Here is a 21,660-nt window from a genome sequence, read left to right as displayed (position 1 = left end):
TTTTATCATATAAATATATATGTCCCCGAAACATTTAAATCAAAAAAAAGGAAGCACTTAAGTGCTTCACCATTTTTTTAATTATCGTTCTTATTTTAAATACTCTTCATGTAATCAAGTCATTACATCTATGATTGCTTTTGCCTTAGCATATGAATTTGCTAAATCATAAGGTGTATAATGTGGATATCCAGTTATGTCATAATTTGCGGCAGAAAACTCAATATATTTATTTGAAAAGTTTGTAATTCCGTTTTCTTTTTTCTTGTTTAAAAAATTATAGAAAGCTTCTCTAGTAATTTTTAATTCTTCTTTAATTGAAGTTAAATTTGAAGAATTGTTTTCTTTTGCTTTAAGGAATTTTAATAGAGATTTAGCATAATCATCTTCAAGTTTTCTAAATTCTTCATAGAATGTTTTGTGTGTGTATTTCTTATTATTTTCATCTAAATCAAAACTGTCTGTTGATGGGGTAAAATCAATAATATCTCTAAAGTGAGCTTCTTTCTTTATTTTTTCAAATTCTAGTTTTATAATCTTGATTAAATACTCATCTTTGCTACTATCATTAATCATTATCTTACTAAAGTCAAGAAAATCCTTTTCCATAAATCTAATTAATGCATAAATTTCTTGACCAGGAGCAACAAGGGCTAATTTTTTAATTTTTTCAATTTTTCTTTTAAATGATTCAATATTAGAATCATTTTCACTTATTAATGATTCGACACCAGATAAAACAGGCTTATTTTTTAAATCATCTCTAGTACCAAATGATTTTTTAAATTCACTTGCTTTTTCGCAAATATTCTTCATTTTTTCATTTAAAGTTTGCAAATCATCTGAATCAACCGTAGTAACCGCAGCATCTATTAAAGACTCTAAGTCAGTAAATACTTTTTCGAAAGTTTTAAACCCTTTATATTCCTTTATTCAATAGAAAAGGTTTCCTTTTTTCTCATTTATATCTTTAATATATTGTTTTATTAAGGTTTGCTTATTTAACAAATCTGCCTTTAAAACAGACTTTTCAATTGCGTTTTTATAAGGCAAATCACCTATTATATTTTTTAATTCTTCTTTTTTAGCCTCTATGAATTCTAACTGTTTTGGATAATCATCACTTTCAAAATCATAACTTTCAAATTGACTGTGTAATTCACCAAAAATTGATAATTTTTTCGGAGTAACAAATAAATATTTAATTGTACTAAATTTAGATTCAATTGATTCAACATTTTCATTTAGTTTAGCTGAAGATTCTGAAGCCATTGTTTGAGAAATGGATTTAACAAGATCATTATATTCCTTTTCCGCTTTTATTATTATCTCTCTTGGCTCATCACCAAATATAGTAAGTCACTCTCCTTCATCATCTTTTTTATCCTTGAACTTATCTGCAAAAGTTTTGTGCATTTCATTCGATTTATTTAACATTTGAGTAATCCAAGTTTTTATTTCTTCATCTGATGAACCAGAATATTTATCAAATGAAGAATCTATTAGTAATTTAGCGTCTTCAATAATTTTCTTAAACTCAACATTTTGATCTTCTTTTTGTTTAATTTGCTTTGTATATTTTTCTGCACTCTTATCTGGATTTAATAATTTATTTAATTCGCCAGAAGCGGGATCTTCATCTAAAAGTTTTCATAATTCTAAAAGTTCATAAGTTGTTCGTATTTCTTCGTCTATTAACTTATATTGAACATATCTATCAAATGATTTGTTGAATGAATCTGTTGGCATAAGTTTAACTGTATTAAGTTTAGAATTGTAATTATTATAGAAATAGAAATATTTATCTTTTTCATTGTCGTTGTGATCTTGAGTTGCTATATTATCATTAAAGAATTTTCTTAAGTTATTTGTTCCGTTGTTTTCTAATCCATCATTTACTTCTTTATCCATTTTTTCTTTAATCTCATTAGATTTAACATTAATTACTTTTGAAACTATTTCATTGTATAGTGATTCAAGTTTAGTTATATAAGCATCTAATTCTTTTTTATGGTCAAAACCTATATATGCTATATAGTCGTTAGAAAGTAATGTCTTCAAATATTTAGCATTTTCCTCAAATAAATCTCTAGTTTTTTGAAAGTAAAGTGAATTTAAATAATGAACACCTTCTAATTTATTAAAATTATCTAAATTAGTTAAAACAGCAACTATTTTATTTCTAATTTCATCTAAAAATTTGGTATCTGTTATCTTTTTGAAAACAGGAAAATTAGACACAGTAAATGTCTTTCCTAATTGAAGATTATTTAGAAAACCGTGTTGTCATCTAGAATTTGGATTTAGAACGGTTCAAATTATTCCACCTTCTTTTTCTAGTCTTGCAAAGTTTACTAATTGGTGAACAAATAATAATGATTTATTCTTAGCTTCAACATACTTTTCTTTAGCGACAGTTAAAGTATTTATAATTTCACTTTTACCACTAAAATCTGATTTGCTATTTGTTTCGTCAATTGCTCTTTGTAAATCATTAATTCTTCAGTCAAAAAGTTTGTCCATGTACTCATTTTTTTCTGTTGGAACTACAATGGGGTTTGAAGAATCATCGAAAAATTCTAATAATAAGTTAGATCTTCTTATTGTAAAAAGAATTGAATTTTCGTAGTCAAAAAAATGTTCAAATGTTTCTGGTGTATTTTCAAAACTTTTTATTGTGTCTTTAATTCCGATTTCTATTTTGTTAATTAAACTTAATTGTTCAGCATATTTTTTTGGCGCTTGAGTTTTCATTGCATTAACTAAGTCATTAGTTATAAAAGTAGAAACTACCTTTAGAAAATCAACAGCCCTATCAGAATTAGTTTTAACTTTTTCACCTAAATATTTATCTGATAACTCTTTAATTTCTTTTACAAGGTTTTCTAATTTTTGATTAGTTTCATCTAATTTAACATTGTTAGATACGCAAGCGTTAATAGCATCCTTTTTAAATTTATTAAACTCTGTTTCTATATCTTTTTCTGTCAATGTTCCAGCAACTGACTTACTTTTGAATTTTTCAATGTTTTTTGAAGCAGCTAAGCAAAGAGTATTGATGTTTTCATCATCAATTTCTCTAAATGTTTCAACATATTTTTCAAACTCAGATATCTTTTGATTCAATATATTTGATTTAATATTTTTATCTTGTTCAGGTGTTTTTTCACTACTATTATTGTTATTGTTGCATGAAGCAGAAATTACAACAGGTAATGTGGTTATTCCTGAGGATAAAATTAGTATTGTTTTTTTAAAACGCATTTTTCTCCTTTTGAAATATAAAATATTTCTTGAAATATATTTACTAAGAAATTAAAAATACTAACTTGTTTTAATAATATGATTAATAATTAAATACTAATTAGTATAAATTACTTTGATTAATAAATATTAATTAATTATACAAAAGATAGAAAAAATCATAATTTTAACCAATTTTTTTTATGAAAGTTGCAAAAATTGTATTTTTGAAATATAAAAAATCTCAAATTAAAATAACACAAAAAATATGTATTTCTTATTCACATATGTCCAAAAAATTAAATTCAATTTATAAAACATTTAATAAAAGAAAAATTCTTTTATAATTAATCAAATATTAGTGTGGGAGTGAAACGTGATTATGACAGAAAATAACATTAATAAAAAAATTAAAAAAATAGTTTTTACTGAACAAGAAATTAAACAAAAAATCATTGAATTAGCTAATTGGGTTAACACAACATATAAAAATACTAATAATTTAGTTCTTGTTGGACTTTTAAAAGGAAGTGTCCCTTTCTTGGCCGAATTAATTAAACATGTTAATGTTGAACATGAACTAGATTTTGTTTCAGCATCAAGTTATGCAGGTGCAGATAAAAGTTCAGGTCAAGTTAAAATTGTTTTAGATCCTTTTGGTTCTATAGAAAATAAAGATGTTCTAATAGTTGAAGACATTGTTGACTCAGGAATAACTTTAGATAAAATCAAAAAAATGTTTTTAAAAAGAAACCCAAATTCTGTCAAAATACTTGCTCTTTTAAATAAACCAGTTACAAGAAAAGTTGATTTAGATGTAGATAAATATGGTTTTATAGCACCAAATGAATTTCTAGTAGGATTTGGCTTAGATTATCAAGAAAAATTAAGAAACCTTCCATACATTGGAGTTTTTGATAAAAAATATTTATAAAATATTGAACTAGAATAATATGACTTCTATATATAATTAAATCTATGATTAAAGTTAAAGATTTATATTTTAAGTATCCGGGAGCTTCCATTAATGCAATTGATGGAATTAATTTTGAAATACCAGATGGAAAATACGTTGCAATATTAGGACATAATGGTTCTGGAAAAAGTACATTTAGTAAACTTCTTGTCGCTCTATATAAACCATATTCAGGCTCAATAGAAATAAATGGAACTGTTATATCAAAAAGCACTCTTAGAGAAATAAGAAAAAAAATAGGAATTATCTTTCAAAATCCAGACAACCAATTTATTGGAGCCAGTGTTGAAGATGATATAGCTTTTGGACTAGAAAACCAAGAATTGCCAAGAAAAGAAATGAAACCAATTATTGACAAATTAGCTGAATCAGTTGGTATGAAAGAATATCTAACAAGGGAACCTCAAGTATTAAGTGGGGGGCAAAAACAAAGAGTAGCAATTGCTAGTGTTTTAGCTTTGAATCCAGAAATTATCATTTTTGATGAAGTTACATCAATGCTTGATCCCGCAGGTAAAACTCAAGTTTTAAAAATTATTCGTGAAATCCAACAAGAACGTAAAAAAACTTTAATTTCAATAACTCACGATATGGATGAAGCTGTTCTTGCGGACTATTTACTTGTATTTTCAAAAGGTAAAATAGTTGCTCAAGGATCTCCAAAAGAAATACTTAAAAATAAAAAAATTATTGACTTAGCGAAAATAGATTCACCATTTGTATATAAACTTAGTGAAAAAATTAAAGGTATTCAACCGACATATGATGAAAAGGAGTTAATTGATCAATTATGCAAATAAATATAAAAGAATTAACTCATATTTTCAATCGAAAAACTCCAAATGAAATGAAAGCTGTTGATAGTGCTAGTGCAACTATTAAACAAGGTGAATATGTTGGAATAATAGGACAAACCGGGTCAGGAAAAACAACGTTTATTGAACATTTAAATGCTCTTTTACTTCCTGATAAAGGAGTTGTAGAATGAGTCTATGAGGATGAAAAATACAATAAGAAAACTAAGAAAAAAGAAAAAGTTATTGAAACTTTTTCCGTAAAACCTTCAAGAAGAAAAAAAGTTAAGAAAGCAAAAGATATTAGAAAAAGAATAGGTATTGTATTTCAATTCGCAGAATATCAACTATTTGAAGAAACTATTGAGAAAGATATTTGTTTTGGTCCTAAGAGTTTTGGAGTAAAGATAGATGAAGCTAAGACAAGAGCAAAAAAATATTTAGAATTAGTGGGACTTGATGAAACTTATTTAAGAAAAAGTCCATTTGGCTTATCTGGCGGGCAAAAAAGGCGTGTAGCCTTGGCTGGAATTTTAGCAATGGAACCAGATGTATTAATAGCTGATGAACCAACTGCTGGCCTAGACCCAGTAGGAGTTAGAGAAATATTAGATATTTTTAGAAAACTAAACAATGAAGGTAAAACAATAATAATTGTCACTCATGACCTTGACAATGTTTTAGAGGAAACAAAAAGAGTTATTGTATTTAAAAAAGGCGAAATTATTCGTGATGACGAAACTTATAAAGTTTTAAAAGATGTTGATTTCTTAACCTCTAATTCAATGGAGCCACCTAAACTATTAAACTTTATTTCAAAGCTTGAGAAGAAAGGGTTAAAAATACCTCAAGTTAAATCTATTGATGAATTGGCTAATTTTTTAAATCAATCTAAAAAGCAAAAAGGGGGTAAGTAATGAGTTCTCCAGTAGGTTCATATATTTCTAATTCGACTTTTATTCATAAATTAGATCCAAGACTTAAATTATCTGTCTCAATTATTTATATAACATTAACCTTTGCAACAGATTACTTTATCACCTTGGGAATATTATTAATTCCAATAATGATTGGTTATATTATTGCAACTAAAAGTTTTGTTCCTGTTCTAAAACTACTTAAGCTTCCATTATTTCTAGGTATATTGATATTTTTTATAAATATTTACACAATGCCTCTACCAAATGAATTATGACCTAGCAACCCCATTCATCATGTTTGATTATATTTAGGAACCATCGGTGAAAATAAATATGCTATAACATATGAAGTATTTGCGACAACTCTTGGAATAGTATTAAGAGTTTATGTAATGATAATTGCAACTAGTTTATTTGTTATTACAACTAAACCTATTCTATTAACTAAAGCTATTGAGGATTTATTATTCCCATTAAAATTTCTTTTTGTTCCAACTCATATAATAGCAATGATTATTTCAATTTCTTTAAGATTCATACCCACTCTATTAGATGAGGCTAAAAGAATTATGAAGGCTCAAGCAAGTAGAGGTATTGACTTTAAAAATGGTAAACTAAAAGATAAAGCTAAAAGTTTTACTACCCTAATAATTCCATTATTTGTTACTTCATTTGCAAAAGCAGAAGATTTAGCTAATGCGATGGAAACAAGAGGATATGATCCATACCAAAAAAGAACGAGATATCGTCACTTAATTTTTAAATGACAAGACTATGTGATTACTTTATTTGTGATAGGATTAATTATCTTTGTAGCAACAAGCATACACGTAGACTTCCTACCTAGATGATATACAATAGCTCATTACATTTTCTAGATTTCAAAATTAATATACTTCAAGAATCTCAACAACTTAAATTAAACTAAAAATATATATTTCAAAAAATGGAAATTTTTTTGCTTATTTAATAACTTTAAAAATATATTTTTTTAAAATAATATATTTAAAAATTTATAGGCATATAATTTAATAGCAATTGAATTTAATTCAAAAATTCAGTTGCAAAAAATAGGTTATATATAAAAATTAGTGTTTATTTTTGATTATTGTTCGTTTTCCTAATAACATAAAAAAGAAAATTTCTTGGTATTTTAAATTATTTACATAGTTTTAACATTTATTTGTGCACTTTTTATAGGCAAACCTCCTTTCTTATTGCTTACTATTAAATAAAATGGTTATAAACAAAATAATAAAATATTCATTTTACTTTCCCAAACACAAAAATAATAAATAATATAAAAAAACAGGCTTGTAATGGCCTGTTTTTCTGTAAAATTGATAATATTATTAAAGGATTAAAAAAATGGAAAAAAATAAAGAAATAAAAGACGAAATTAAAAGACTTGTTGATCTTATAAATAAATGAGATGAAGAATACTTCATTGAAAATAATCCTTCTGTTTCAGACTTAGAATATGACAAAAACTACTATAAATTAGAAAAATTAGAAAATGAATATCCTGAGTTAGTTTTATCGAATTCACCAACAAAAAAAGTGGGTTCTAAAAGTAATAACAGTAATCTAAATACTCAAAAATTTAGACACGAACAGCCAATGCTATCTTTAAGTAAAGCCTACCACTATGACGAAGTTGCAAAATTTATTGATAATATAAATAAAAATGTTCCTATTGAAGATATTAACTTCAGCATTGAGCCTAAAATTGATGGATTATCAATATCATTGCATTATGATAATGGAATTCTAGTTAGAGCCGTAACTAGAGGAGATGGTATTGAAGGCGAGGATGTCACGACTAATGTTAAAAAAATAAAAACAGTGCCTCAAAATATCAATTATAAAGATAAAATAGAAATCCGCGGAGAAGTATTTCTACCTAAACAATCATTTGAAAAAATAAATGATGAAATTCAGCAAAAAAATAAGGAAATCTTATTTAATAATGCGAAAATTGATGATCCTAAAAAACATAAAAAATTATTGAAGTTATTCGCAAATCCAAGAAATGCGGCAAGTGGAACATTAAGGCAACTTGATTCTGATGTTGTTGAAGAAAGAAACCTACAAGCATTTCTTTACGAACTTGTTCAGCCTGAAAAACACAATATACATTTTCAAGATGAAGCACTAAAATTTATTGAATCATTGGGTCTACCCATAAATAAATCTTTTGGAAAAATAATTGAAGTAGAGCAACTTGAAGAAGAAATAGAAAACTTTTCAGAAATAAAAAATAATCTTGAATACGACGCAGATGGTTTAGTTATTAAGTTAAACAACTTAAAATATTGAAAAAAATTAGGGAAAACTGCAAAATTTCCTAAACACTCAATAGCTTTTAAATATGATGTTGAAGTTGCTTATAGCATAATTAAAAATATTAAAACCTCAATAGGAAGAACAGGCAAGGTAACATACATTGCAAATTTAGAACCTGTTGAACTAAATCAAACTATTGTTCAAAACGCAACACTTCATAACTATAATTTCATAAAATCACTAAATTTAAATATTGGAGATGAAGTCAAAATTGTCAAAGCGGGTGAAATAATCCCAAAAGTTCTGGAACTAGTTTCTAAAAATTCAGAAGGAACATTTGAAAAAATAACAAAATGCTCATCTTGTTATAATGATTTAGTCGAAATAGAGGACAATGTTGATCAATTTTGTGTGAATCCTAATTGCGATGAAATAAAAATAAATTCTATTTATCATTTTTCAAGCAGAAAAGCATTAAATATAGCTGGACTGGGTTTAACAACTGTTCAAGACTTATATAAAGCAAATCTAATTACTAGAATTCAAGATATTTTTGAACTTCAAAACCATATTCAGCAGATTAAAGAACTACCGAGATATGCGGATCTAAAAATAAATAATCTTTTAAATTCAATTGAAGGATGTAAAACAGCACCATTTCATAAAGTTTTATTCGCTTTAGGAATTAAACACATGGGTGAAAGAGCAGCTAAATTATTCGCAAAAAAATATTCTTCATTTTCAGAGATGATTAATAATAAAAATTTTGAAGACATGGAATTAATAAATAATATAGGTCCTAAAATAATAGAGAGTGTTATTGAATATTTCAATAAAGAAGACAATATAGAACTTATGCAATATCTAGATTCTATATTTGATTATTCAAAAAACAAAAATGACCTGCTAGTATCAACTAAATTTGAAAATATCAATTTTGTTATCACAGGAAAACTAAATAATAGTAGAGATTGATATGTAGAAATAATTGAAAAAAATAGTGGCCATGTTTCATCATCTATTTCAAAAAATACAAATTACTTAATATTAGGTGAAAATGCTGGATCAAAACTAGAAAAAGCTAAAGCTCTAAATGTTAAAATAATTACTGAAGATGATTTTGAAAAATTGCTAGGAGAAGGAAATGAATAAAAAAATATTAATTGGTAACTGAAAAATGAATAAGGATTTTGATGAAACCTTAGAATTTATTGATAACCTAAACAAAGCATTTAAATTTACATTTAAAAAGAATAGAGATAAATTAGAAAACATAGATATAGCTATCGCTATTCCACATATTAATTTAGTTGCCCTAAAAGGTTTTGATAGAACTAAAAAAATTATGGCTTGTTCACAAGATTCAAGTGAACATGAAGATGGTGCATTTACAGGGCAGGTTTCAGCTAAAATGCTTGCTAACATTGGTGTTCATTTTGGAATTCTGGGCCACTCAGAACGTAGAACTTATTTAAACGAATCGAATCAATTAGTTAATGCTAAAGCTAAAAAACTTATAGAACACAATATTACCCCTATTATTTGTATTGGAGATTCACTCAAAGAATATGAGGATAAAAAATCAAAAGATATTCTTAAAAAACAACTTATTGAATCTACCAAAGATTTAGATTTATCAAGAATAGTTATTGCATACGAACCTATTTGAGCTATTGGCACAGGCAAGAGCGCTAATGCCGAATATGCCAATGAAATAGCTAAATACATTAAAAATATACTAAATCAAAATGTACAAGTTCTTTACGGTGGCAGTGTTAATAGTTCAAACGTAGAACAATTAGATAAGCAAGAATTCATAAATGGTTTTTTAGTTGGTGGGGCTTCACTAGATATTAATCATTGAATGGATATAATTAGAAAAGTGACAGATACAAAATAAAGTAAAAAGAAGGAAAAAATATATGAAAAAAATAGTTACAGATATAAATTTAAAAGATAAGAAAGTTATTCTAAGAGCGGACTTTAATGTACCAATTGAAAATGGAATTATCCAAGATAACACAAGAATTACAAAAGCAATAGAAACAATAAAATACATAGTAAATGAAGGTGGGAAATTAATGATACTTTCTCACCTAGGAAGAATTAAAACTGAGGAAGACAAGTCTAAAAAAACATTAGAACTTGTACATTTAGAATTAGAGAAATTATTAAATAAAAAAGTTTATTACGTAAGAGCGACAAGAGGAAAACAAGTTGAAGATACTTTCAATAATTTAAAATCAGGAGAAATTCTCATAATTGAAAATACAAGATGAGAAGACCTAAATGACAAAGCAGAAAGCAAAAATAGTCCCGAATTAGGAAAGTACTGAGCTAGTTTAGCGGATGTTTTTATCAACGATGCATTCGGAACCTTGCATAGAGCACATGCTTCAAATAGAGGAATTGCTGCAAATATAAAAGAAAGCGCAATTGGTTTTTTAGTAAAAAAAGAATTAGAAGCATTATCACCTTTAGTTGAAAATATTAAAAAACCTTATGTTTCAATAATCGGAGGTGCAAAAGTTACAGATAAAATTAAAGTATTAGAAAACATTGCACCATTAGTCGACAAATTAATAATAGGCGGAGGAATGGCTTATACTTTTCTAAATGCTCAAGGAAAGAAAATAGGAAATTCATTATTAGACTCTGAATCTCTTGAATTTTCAAAAAAATTCTATGAAACATATAGAGATAAAATAGTATTACCAATTGACTTCAAGGTCTCAAAAGAATTTGAAGATTCTAAGCCTATTATTCAAGAAAATGAAATTGAAGATGGTTATCAAGGATTAGATGTAGGACCTAAAAGTGTTGACTTATTTATAAAAAGTCTAGAAGACGCTAAAACAATAGTTTGAAATGGACCTCTTGGTGTTATTGAATTTGAAAACTATAAACAAGGTACTATTGCAATAGCTCATGCAATTGGAAAGCAAAAAGATTGTTATTCAGTAATAGGTGGTGGAGATTCCGCTTCAGCTGTTAATAAGGAAAAAATTTCTCACTTATTTTCACATATTTCAACAGGTGGAGGAGCAACATTAGAATTTTTAAAAGGTTCTGTGTTACCTGGTTTAGAATTAATTCAAGAAAAATAAAATAATATTTAAAGGAAATTAAAAAATGGATTTTTACAAAAGTGTTTTAAATCGAGCAAGTGTTCGTAACTACGATACTAGCAAACCTATTAGAAAAGAAGACTACAAAAAATTAATTGATGCTATTAAATTAGCTCCTACTTCATCTAATTGGCACTCTTCAAGCGCAATTGTTATAAGAGATAAAAAACAACTTAAACAAATAGCATCATTATCTAAGTATACTGGAGCAATTGAATCATGCGACATGTTTGTTGTATTTCTTGCTGACTACAATAGAATGAATTTTGCAATGAAAGAATATCCTGAATTTGAATACAATAATCACTCTATTGAGTCATATACAGTAGGTGTAGGTGATGCATTTATTCAAGCTACAATGTTACAAGATATGGCTATTAATCTAGGATATGGAACATGCTTTATAGGACTAGTTCGTGCTATGACTAAAGAATTGATTGGTGCCCTAAATATTAAAGGTCAAGCCTTTCCAGTCATAGGTCTTACAATTGGTTCAAAAAAGGAAGAACCTGAAGTAAAACCAAAACTTAATCGAGTATTTGATGGAGTTTATGAAATAGATAAATTGGAAAAAGATGCTAAGGAATATTCAGACAAAATAGAAAAATATTATGCCAAATTAAATCCTGATAAACCAGCATGACCATATTTAAAGGCTACAATTAAGTCTGCTTCATCATATCAAATGCAAACTGAAGAAGTTGAAAAAATTTGAGATATAGATTTAATAACTAAAAAATAAAAATCTAAAAGTAATTAAGCGCGTTACTAGATGCGCTTTTATTTATTATTAAATTTAAACAATAATAAAAATCAACAAATAATTTATTCAACTATTAAAAAATAAAAAAAATGCATTTTAAATGCATTTCTAAAAAACTTAATTAGTTTTGCTTAACTTACTTTTAGCAAAAAGTATTATCTTTTTAAATTCACTAGCTACTGTTAAAGTTAAACCTAAGCCAACTGAAATTAGAACTAATTTTCAATTTCTAACAAATTCATTACTCATTCTAAATACATTTGCTACATCAGGAGTTAGAACTACTAATAAAATCATAATAGTAGATGTTAAGGCAGCGATTCACACAATGTAGTATTTCTTAATACTTGATGTAAAAATTGATTTATCGCTCATTAAATTAATTGCATTCAATGAAGCCGCAACTCCTAAAGTTGTAAAACTACATGTACTTGCTAATGCTATTATCTCATGTTCGCGCCCTGGGCCTAAATTCTTGTTATATTCCATAGCTATAGCATATGAAACAAGAGACAATAAGCTTAAGACAAGAGATTGTCAAATCAATTCGATCCCCATTCCCCTAGCAAAAATACTTTCTTTCTTACTATATGGAGATCTATTCATAACATTCTTACCACTATCAACAAATCCTAATGCAATAGCCGGAATGCCATGTGTTACAAAATTAACTCATAATAATTGACTAGCACTATAAATATAAAATCCTTCTTTGTAAAAATCCTTATAAGCCAAGAAAAATACTACCATTCCAATCAACATAACTAGTATTTCTGTTAGTGAACTAATTAACATATTTAAAATAACTGTTTTAATCTTGTCAAAAATTAATCTTCCGTTTTTTACTGCACCAACAATGGTATTAAAATTATCGTCAACTAAAATTAAATCAGCAGCTTGTTTTGAAACTTCAGTACCTGTAATACCCATAGCACAACCTATATCACTAGCTTTTAAAGCTGGTGCATCATTAACACCATCTCCCGTCATCGCAACAACTTTATCTCTTTCTTTTCAAGCATTAACAATTCTAAGTTTATCACTAGGATTTACTCTAGCATAAACTGTTATCAAATGGACTTTATCTTTTAATTCTTGGTCGCTCATTTTGCTTAATTGTTCACCATTAATAGCGAGATCATCTTTAGAAAAAATACCTAAATTAGATGCTATAGCTTTAGCTGTTGTAATGTGATCACCAGTTATCATTATTGTCTTTATACCAGCTTTTTTCGCCATACTAATACTTTCTTTAATATTTGCTCTTGGAGGATCTATCATTGCTACAAATCCAACAAATTCCAAATCTTTTTCATCATTTAGAGTAATTTTACTTTTAGATGTTTTCTTAATAGCAGCAGCTAAAACACGATAAGTTTTTGAAGATCATTCTTCATTTATTTTAATAAGTTTTTCCCTATCAATCCCTTTGCACCGATCAATAACAACATCAGGCGCACCTTTAACTATTATTAAATTGGATTCTTTTTGCTTAATAAGAACACTCATTAATTTACGATCACTATCAAATGGTTGAGATTGTAATAATTCATTTTGTTTTAATAACTCCTCTTTAGTTAATCCAAAATTAAGTCCAAATCTTAACAACCCAGTTTCGGTAGGATCCCCTATTTCTTCATAATTATTGTTTTCTTTATTCATGGTTAAATGAGCATCATTACACAATACTAAATATTTTGCTAATTCACTAAAGACATCGTTATTTTTATCTTTTTCATAAAAATTATTTTTAGTAAATGCTTCAACAACAGTCATTTTATTTTCAGTAAGAGTTCCTGTTTTATCACTACATATAATATTTGTTGAGCCAAGTGTTTCCACTGCTAAAAGGTTTTTGGCTATAGCATTTTCCTTAGTCAATTGGGCAACTCCAATTGAAAGTAAAACTGTGGTAAATGTTATTAAACCCTCAGGTATAGCAGCTACTGCTAGTGAAATGCCTGTTACAAAACCGTTAGTATAAACTTGTGGATTAGTTCATATTCCGGTTGAAAGATTATTTAATAAAACTTGAACTAAGAAGCTAACAAAAAGTAGTACAACGCCTGAGTAACCAAATATTTTGCTTAATTTATTCAGTTTGTATTGTAGAGGTGTAATTGCTTTGTTTTGGTTTTGAATTAAAGAATTAATCTTACCAATTTCTGTTTCTTTAGCTATTTTTTCAATATAAACAACTGCTGTACCTTTGGTAACATAAGTACCTGAGTAGACATAATGGTTATTTTCAGCTAGAGTTTTATCATTTTGTTTAGTTCAATTTGCCATTTTAACTACTGAATTGCTTTCCCCAGTTAATGAAGACTCTACAACCTCAAAATTACTTGAAGAAATTATTCTGCCATCTGCATTTATTGTATCTCCTGCATTTAAAAATAATAAATCTCCAGGCAACAACTGACTAGCGGGTATTGACATCATTTCGTTATTTCTTTTAACAGTAGCATTAGCTTCATTGACTTTTTCTAAAGCCAGTACCGCTTGTTCACTTTTAATTAATTGAAAAGCTCCAAGTAAACTATTCAAAATTAAGACAAGCATTATTATTCCTGGTTCAACATAACTAATTATTATTTCAGAACCCTTATTTTGACCGCTAACATGCTCATAAATTGCTAATGACAAGCTAATTAATGCAGCAATTGTCAACAAGATAACCATAGGGTCAACAAATTGCATAAGAAAAGCTTTTAAAAAACTTGTTTTTTTCTTTTTTGATAATGTGTTACTTCCATATTTTTGATAATTAATCCTAATTGATTCATTATCTAATCCATTGTATTTTAAAACTTCTTCTTTTGTCACTTTAATACTCCTTGTTTTATTTATTTATTATTTATATATAAGTGTAACTATATATAATCTTAATATTTAATTGAAATTTATTAAGCATGTTTTTAAATTAGATAATACAACCCATTAAACAAGCAAGTTATATTTCATTAATCTAAATTTAAATAAAAATAACTATTTTTTATCTATATTTTTAAATAAAGGACTTTAAAAAATTACTTTGCTTTTAATTGCAAACTCTTAAAACTATTTAATAAAGACTAATCAATTTCAATTAAAAATTGAAATAAAAAAATGGCGGAACAGAGAGGATTCGAACCTCCGCGGGTGTTGCCACCCCTACAGTCTTAGCAGGACCGCCTCTTCGACCGACTTGAGTACTGTTCCGTCAGAAGCATTTTTTAATGCTTTATTATTCTATCATTAAATTAAGATTGTAAAAATACTAATCTAAATCATTTTTATCTAAGTTTAATGTAAAAAATACAGAACAATGGTCAGCTATAGCTGAACGTATGTATGATGCATCATTTGAATAATTTTTCCCAAATGATTTTACATAATTAATTCAAACTTCATTAGCATCAAAATCTTTTATAACATTATCTTCAATAATATTGTATAGAGGGTAGTATCCGTCTCTTTCTGTTGAAAAAGTTAAATCACCTTTATAAAATATCTTGTCATATGATTCACTATAATTTCATGATGTTCCCAAAGAGGTTAAAGCAAGAGACTCATTTAAAATAGATTGATAACCATTGTTTAGTATGGGTTCAAATAAGGCGGTTTCATTACCCTTGCGAATATTTGTATCGGCCATAAAGATTAACTCGTCATTTTCTTTATCTAGATCATCATAAAAATTCATAAGAAGTTTTAGATTCCAAGCTTCATTAGACTCTTGACGTCCTTGGGATTTTATTTTATTACCACTTGGAGTTTTCTTGGCTGTTCCTCCATCATATTGATGATTTCCTGGTTGGTCAAAATGATCAATTACAAGCGTAAAGTCATTTCTTATTTGCCCAACCGTTTCAAAATAAACACCAAATGGTGGACGTACATAACCAACATTATCAGGTGCATTAAAAACATTTTTAAATGAACTATTATCAAAAGAGACAAAAGGTTTATTTAATGATTCAAAATTTTTAGGATTAACTTTTGACTCTTTATATAAAATTACACAAGCTTCATGAACATTACTATCACTTGGTATTATCTTATTAATTCCGTCTGATGGATCGCTGAAAATATAATTTCATTTGGCTTGAGGGTTCATTATGTTTAAAACTCGAACCATTTCTTGAATACTATCTAAAGAACCTAGTTCAACTTCAATTAGGCCTTGTATATCAATGTCTAAATAATTAATTAAAGATGTTATTGCTTTAAGCTTAACATCCCTATTAAAATCGCTTAATCCTCCCAAGTTGCACACATTTCAATTACTAATTTTAATTGACTTGTTTAAGGGAATAGATGCTGAATTATTATCAATTTCATTTTTTTCTTTTTTAGCTTGATCAATAGCTGCTAATAACGATGATTTAGCATTATCTAAATCTGTTTTAGTTGAATTAAGGTTATTGAAAACATTTAAAGCTTCATTAAATTTAATAGTTAGTAAATCCAAAATTGATTTGTATTTGTTATCTTGGTAGTTACTAAAAATAGAATCTCTATTATCAATAATTGCTTTAAGTTCGTTTCTAGATATAACTAATTCAGTATCTAAAGTAGAATTTTTATCAATTTCATTTTTTTCTTTTTTAGCTTTTTCTAAAGAAATAGAAATTTCTTTTTTAGCTTTTTCCAAAGATTCTAAAGAAGCATCAATATTGTCGATATCGATTTCTAACTTAAGATATGCTTTTTCCAAGTCCTTATATATTTTTCTATATTTATTATCAGAATAAAGATTGAGAACATTTTCTTTTGTACTTAAGAGATCTTCTAATTCCTTTTTAATTGAATCTAAGCTTTTTTTATTTTGTTCTGAACTATTATTAAAACAACTAACAACAATAGAAGGTGTAAGTGCAATTGTTAATGAGCTTAATAGTATTTTTTTTCTTTTATTCATAATATTTATTTAACTTTTTCTTTAATAAAACTTTTAATTTCTTTTGCTAATTCAGGACAATTTAAAGCATAATCAATATTAGCTTTAACAAAACCTTCAATAGACCCTAAATCATATCTTGTTCCTTCAAACTCATAGGCATAAATTTTTTGTTTATATTCTTTTAATAACTTATCAAAGGCATCAACAACTTGTATTTCATTTTTGCCATCATATTCAATTTCGGAAAGAATATCTAAAACTTCAGGATTAAAGACATATCTTCCTAAAATAGCTTTGTGAGAAGGAGCGTTTTCTAATTTAGGTTTTTCAATAGCTGAATCTATTTCAAAGTATTTATTGTCTTTTTCGCTTGAATTTGTTGGTTTAACAATTCCATATTTATGAACATTTTCCGGTTTAACAGTTTGAACGCCTAAAACATTTTGACCTGTTTTATTATAAAAATCAATTAATTGTTTTATAGCGGAAATATCAGATCTAATTAAGTCATCACCTAAAATGACTGCAAATGGTTCATTATTAATATAGGGTTTTGTAATTGCTAGAGCATGTCCTAAGCCTAGTTGTTCCTTTTGGATTACTCTAGTTATCATATATGATCTGTTAGTTGACTTGACTTTATTTAATAATTCATTTTTATTTTTTAAAATTAATTCACTTTGTAATTCCTGATCCACAACAAAGTAGTTAAGAATTTTTTTCTTTCTTTCACTAACAATTAAAATAATTTCTTCGATTCCAGCTTCAACAGCTTCATCAATTAATAAATCAATTGCCGGCCTATTTAAAATAGGCGTTAGTTCCTTATGAATAATTTTAGTCATGGGTAAAAATCTCGTACCTCACCCAGCTGCTGGAATAATTAACTTTTTAACCTTTTTGATTTCAGACACTTTGCACTCTCCTTAATAAGTGGTATTGTTTAACTTAAACATATGTTAATTTTACCTAAAAAAAATATTATTAGTAATTTGTACTAATAATAAGATGATAAAAGGAAAATTAAAGTAGTTTTTTAATCAAATTGTGCTCTATACATATTGTAATAGAACCCTTTTTGTTCTATCAAGGTTTCATGTGTTCCTTTTTCTATTATTTCACCATTATTGATAACAAGTATTTGATCAGCATTTTTAATTGTGCTTAATCTATGAGCTATAACAATAGAAGTTTTATCTTTAAAGAAATTCTTTTGTAATGAATTTTGAATAATTTTTTCGGTGTTTGAATCTATATTACTTGTAGCTTCGTCAAGAATTAGAATTTTTTTATTTCCAAGAATTGCTCTTGTAACATTTAATAGTTGTTTTTCACCGCGGCTTAATTGACTTGAGGAATTATCAATTACAGTGTCATAGCCTTGTTCCATACGCATAATAAAGTGGTGGGCATCTAAAAGTTTTGCTGTTTCTTGAACCTCTTCAAGGCTTGAAGAAGGATGAGCTACTTTAATATTATTTAAAACAGTATCTTTAAAAACAAATGAATCTTGCAAAACGGTCGAAACATATTCTCTTAAATTATACTTTGTAATGTTTTTAAGTTCAACACCATCAATTAAAATTGAACCTTTGTCATAATCATAGAATTTGTTTAATAAACTAATTATTGTGGTTTTGCCAGCGCCAGTTGGACCAACTATAGCTGTTGTTTGGCCAGGTTTAACTTTAAAACTCGCATTCTTAAGTTGATACTGTTTTGATTTTTTACTGTATTTAAATCAAACATTTTTAAATTCAATTTCACCTTTTACATTTTCAAGAACTTGAACATTTTTAATAGATGGAGGTAATTCAAGACTAAGTAGCTTATTAATTCTTTTACTTGAAGCAACCCCTGTTTGACTTTCAAAAGCTATATTAAAGAATGAATCGGTACTATCTATATAACTATATAATAGTGAAACAAATATAACAATAAACCCAGCATCAGCTCTTTTATAATAAACACTAGCAAGTGGAATGTTGTGGTTATTAAATGTTAAAGCTAAAGCAACCAAAGTAAGAATAATTAAGTAAGAAGCAATTTGTTGTCAAGGTCTTAATAATCTACTTAGAAAAATACCGCTTATAGAATTTTTATAAATATCATTTGTAATATTTTTTAATTTATCTTGTGCTGTATTTTGTCTATCAAAAGAATATGTTATTTTAGCATTAATTAACATTTCTTCCACATAACCATTTAAATCTCCTAAATTATTTTGCAATTTTATGTAATAAGGTCTAGCTTTAATTAATAATACGAAACTAATTGAAAACAAAATAAGTGAAATAGCTATAACTATTGGGGTTATTGTAGAACTAAATAGCATTAATGTAACAAATACAAAGAACATGTTTAGAACGCTTCCTGTTAACTGTCTAAATATGAAATCTAAACTTTTGCCTAAGTTATTTATATCATTTATTAGAGTCGAAATAATATCACCTGTTTTTTCCCCATCATAGTAACTTATAGGCATATTTAATAATTTATTCATAACTTCTTCACGTATTTTAGAAGTGGTTTTAAAAGCTAATCTACTAAATATTTTATTTTGATAAAACTTAAAAAATGCAAATCCTATAAAGAATATTGCTAATATAACACATAATGTGCTAAATAGAGGAATATTAAATTCTTTTGTGCCATTAATTACATCTATTGGAAAACATAATGATATTGTTAAACCAATTAAAACGCTACCAAGATTATAAAAAATGCTATTAAAAACTATCAAAATCGTTCCAATAATAAATGACTTTTTATCATCTTTTCAAAAATAACGTAAACCATCCCGTATTAGGGAAAATAATGTTGGTTTTTTATTTTTTAAATATTTTTGAGGCATTTTTTCCTTTCTATTGTTCTAATTGACTTTGGTGAATGTCCTTATAATAACTGGATGTTTTTAATAATTGATTATGCTTACCGCTTGCTATGATATTACCATTATTCATAACAATAATTAGATCTGAATTTTTGATTGGAGCAATTTTTTGACTTATTAAAATTAGCGAACAATCATATTTTTGCTTAATATTGTCAATAATTTTTTTACTTGTTATATTATCAAGAGCACTTGTTGAATCATCAAAAATTAATATTTTTGGTTTTAATAATAATGTTCTAGCAATAGTTAATCTTTGTTTTTGACCGCCACTTAAATTTTTTGCGCCTTGAGAAATCTCATGATCTAATTTTTTATCAAAAGAATAAACAAATTCATAAGCATCTGCATCTTTTAAGGCTTGAACAATTTCTTCATCTGTTGCATCGTCATTAGCTCATTTAAGATTGCTCCTAATAGTTCCACCGTAAAGAAGTGGATCTTGATAAACAATTCCAACATTTTGGTGAAGATTCTTAGAATTAATTTCATTTACTTCATGTCCGCCAATTTTTATCGATCCCTCTTTATACAAATAATTATTAACTAATAAATTAACTAATGTGCTTTTCCCTGAACCGGTTGGTCCAATAATTCCAAGTGTTTGTCCATGTTTTAAATTAAGATTGATATTCGACAAGACATTTTCTTTGGCTTTGTTAAAATACTTAAAGTTAAGATTTTGAATATCGATATCAAAATTATCTTTTAGATTTATACCGTTTTCCACATAAAGATCATCAGTTTTAAAATTGAAAACATCTCAAATTCTTTTACCACTAACTTTAGCTCTAAACACGGTGCTATAAAACATAACTGTCATTAGTATTCCAAAACTTATGATAAATAAATAATCTACAAAAGTATTTACTCTTACTAGTAAATCACTATTTACTCCTAGATCATTAACAACGTAATATGCCGCAAAGATATAAATTGGAATTATTAAAATATTTATAAGCATAAAGAACAACGGTCAGACACTAGCGAAAATAATACTTGTTTTGTATTGAAGATGAAATCAATCTTGACTCGCACTTTTAAATATTTCTTGTCTTTCTTTTTCTAAATTAAAAGTTTTAATAACTCTAGTTCCTAAAATATTTTCATCAATATTTTTAGTTAGTACTTCAACAGATTTCTGGGTCTTTTTAATAAGAGGCGAAACTTTTTTGCCGACAAAAATTATTATTATAACCATAATCGGTGCTATCGAAATAACAGCAATTGACATTAGTGGATCAATCATTATTGCAAAAACAATTCCAATTATCGTTGAAAAAATTCCGGAAATAAATATAGATGTTGTTGCAATTAAAAATTCTCACATCGCGGTAACATCAGTAGTCATTCTAGTTAAGATAGATTCTGGTTTCATTTTTTGAATGTTTTTTAAACTAAATTTTTGTATTTTCTTATACATTTCTTCACGATAAAACTTAACTGTAAATTCACCAGCAAATAATGTAAATAATATTGAAATAAAATAAATAAATAAGTTGATAACAATTATTGAGAGAACCATAATAATTAAAGTGTTCTTAGCTTCATTAACTGGTTTTGTAAATAGTGTAAAATGAAAAAAAATTATTGAAACTTCTTTATCTTTATCTACTTCATTTTCAAAAATTAATTTAATAAATTGATTAATAACATTTGGTAAAAACGTATTCAAAATTGTTGAAAGCAAAACAAAAAAAGCACCAAAGATAAACAAAACTTTGACTTTACCGGGTAATAACTTTAATGTCTTCCACATATTTTCCTTTCGA

General features: G+C 26.8%; 14 protein-coding genes and 1 tRNA gene. 8 read left to right on the top strand and 7 right to left on the bottom strand.

The window, feature by feature from the left end; translation table 4 throughout:
- Positions 1–90: 90 nt before the first annotated feature.
- A complete protein-coding gene (locus tag JXZ90_RS00265; protein ID WP_205848405.1) occupies positions 91–3,264 on the bottom strand; it encodes a hypothetical protein in 3,174 nt (1,057 codons plus the stop codon).
- A gap of 361 nt (positions 3,265–3,625) precedes the next feature.
- Here JXZ90_RS00265 and hpt point away from each other — a divergent pair, with 361 nt between their 5' ends.
- The 8 genes from hpt (at position 3,626) to JXZ90_RS00225 (ending at position 12,089) form a co-directional block, all read left to right on the top strand.
- Positions 3,626–4,177, top strand: coding sequence for a hypoxanthine phosphoribosyltransferase (gene hpt / locus JXZ90_RS00260; protein WP_205848404.1), 552 nt, complete (start codon positions 3,626–3,628; stop codon positions 4,175–4,177).
- Positions 4,178–4,221: 44 nt separating this feature from the next.
- On the top strand, positions 4,222–5,019 hold the full coding sequence (locus tag JXZ90_RS00255; protein WP_205848403.1) for an energy-coupling factor transporter ATPase: 798 nt from the start codon (positions 4,222–4,224) through the stop codon (positions 5,017–5,019).
- Complete coding sequence (locus JXZ90_RS00250; RefSeq protein WP_205848402.1) at positions 5,010–5,930, top strand: energy-coupling factor transporter ATPase; 921 nt, start codon at positions 5,010–5,012, stop codon at positions 5,928–5,930. The genes JXZ90_RS00255 and JXZ90_RS00250 overlap by 10 nt, the downstream gene beginning before the upstream one ends.
- Positions 5,930–6,811: an energy-coupling factor transporter transmembrane protein EcfT gene (locus tag JXZ90_RS00245; protein WP_205848401.1), complete on the top strand. Its 882-nt coding sequence runs from the start codon at positions 5,930–5,932 to the stop codon at positions 6,809–6,811. The genes JXZ90_RS00250 and JXZ90_RS00245 overlap by 1 nt, the downstream gene beginning before the upstream one ends.
- 490 nt (positions 6,812–7,301) lie before the next feature.
- Positions 7,302–9,371, top strand: a complete 2,070-nt coding sequence (ligA, locus tag JXZ90_RS00240; RefSeq protein WP_205848400.1) for an NAD-dependent DNA ligase LigA — start codon at positions 7,302–7,304, stop codon at positions 9,369–9,371.
- Positions 9,364–10,119, top strand: coding sequence for a triose-phosphate isomerase (tpiA, locus tag JXZ90_RS00235; RefSeq protein WP_205848399.1), 756 nt, complete (start codon positions 9,364–9,366; stop codon positions 10,117–10,119). The genes ligA and tpiA overlap by 8 nt, the downstream gene beginning before the upstream one ends.
- Before the next feature lie 22 nt (positions 10,120–10,141).
- Positions 10,142–11,326 (top strand): phosphoglycerate kinase, encoded by a 1,185-nt coding sequence (locus JXZ90_RS00230; protein ID WP_205848398.1) that lies wholly within the window; start codon positions 10,142–10,144, stop codon positions 11,324–11,326.
- Between the two features lie 25 nt (positions 11,327–11,351).
- Positions 11,352–12,089, top strand: a complete 738-nt coding sequence (locus JXZ90_RS00225; RefSeq protein WP_205848397.1) for a nitroreductase family protein — start codon at positions 11,352–11,354, stop codon at positions 12,087–12,089.
- A gap of 138 nt (positions 12,090–12,227) precedes the next feature.
- On the opposite strand, the gene JXZ90_RS00220 is transcribed toward JXZ90_RS00225, so the two are convergent.
- The 6 genes from JXZ90_RS00220 to JXZ90_RS00195 form a co-directional block, all read right to left on the bottom strand.
- Positions 12,228–14,936: a cation-translocating P-type ATPase gene (locus JXZ90_RS00220; RefSeq protein WP_205848396.1), complete on the bottom strand. Its 2,709-nt coding sequence runs from the start codon at positions 14,934–14,936 to the stop codon at positions 12,228–12,230.
- Positions 14,937–15,219: 283 nt separating this feature from the next.
- Positions 15,220–15,311: transfer RNA gene (locus JXZ90_RS00215), tRNA-Ser, on the bottom strand.
- Positions 15,312–15,369: 58 nt separating this feature from the next.
- On the bottom strand, positions 15,370–17,013 hold the full coding sequence (locus JXZ90_RS00210) for an MnuA family membrane nuclease (protein WP_205848395.1): 1,644 nt from the start codon (positions 17,011–17,013) through the stop codon (positions 15,370–15,372).
- 5 nt (positions 17,014–17,018) lie between these two features.
- Positions 17,019–17,909 (bottom strand): UTP--glucose-1-phosphate uridylyltransferase, encoded by an 891-nt coding sequence (locus tag JXZ90_RS00205; protein ID WP_371808120.1) that lies wholly within the window; start codon positions 17,907–17,909, stop codon positions 17,019–17,021.
- Positions 17,910–18,031: 122 nt separating this feature from the next.
- The gene (locus tag JXZ90_RS00200; RefSeq protein ID WP_205848394.1) at positions 18,032–19,849 is read right to left on the bottom strand and encodes an ABC transporter ATP-binding protein; all 1,818 of its coding nucleotides are present in this window, start codon (positions 19,847–19,849) and stop codon (positions 18,032–18,034) included.
- A gap of 10 nt (positions 19,850–19,859) precedes the next feature.
- Entirely contained in the window at positions 19,860–21,647 is a 1,788-nt protein-coding gene (locus tag JXZ90_RS00195; protein ID WP_205848393.1) for an ABC transporter ATP-binding protein, read from the bottom strand.
- Positions 21,648–21,660 lie beyond the last annotated feature (13 nt).

This window comes from Mycoplasma sp. Mirounga ES2805-ORL (genome assembly GCF_017084445.1).
GTDB lineage: Bacteria > Bacillota_I > Bacilli_A > Mycoplasmatales > Metamycoplasmataceae > Mycoplasmopsis.
The sequence above is the reverse complement of the archived record's forward strand: the minus strand, read 5'-3'. Positions and strand labels throughout refer to the sequence as shown.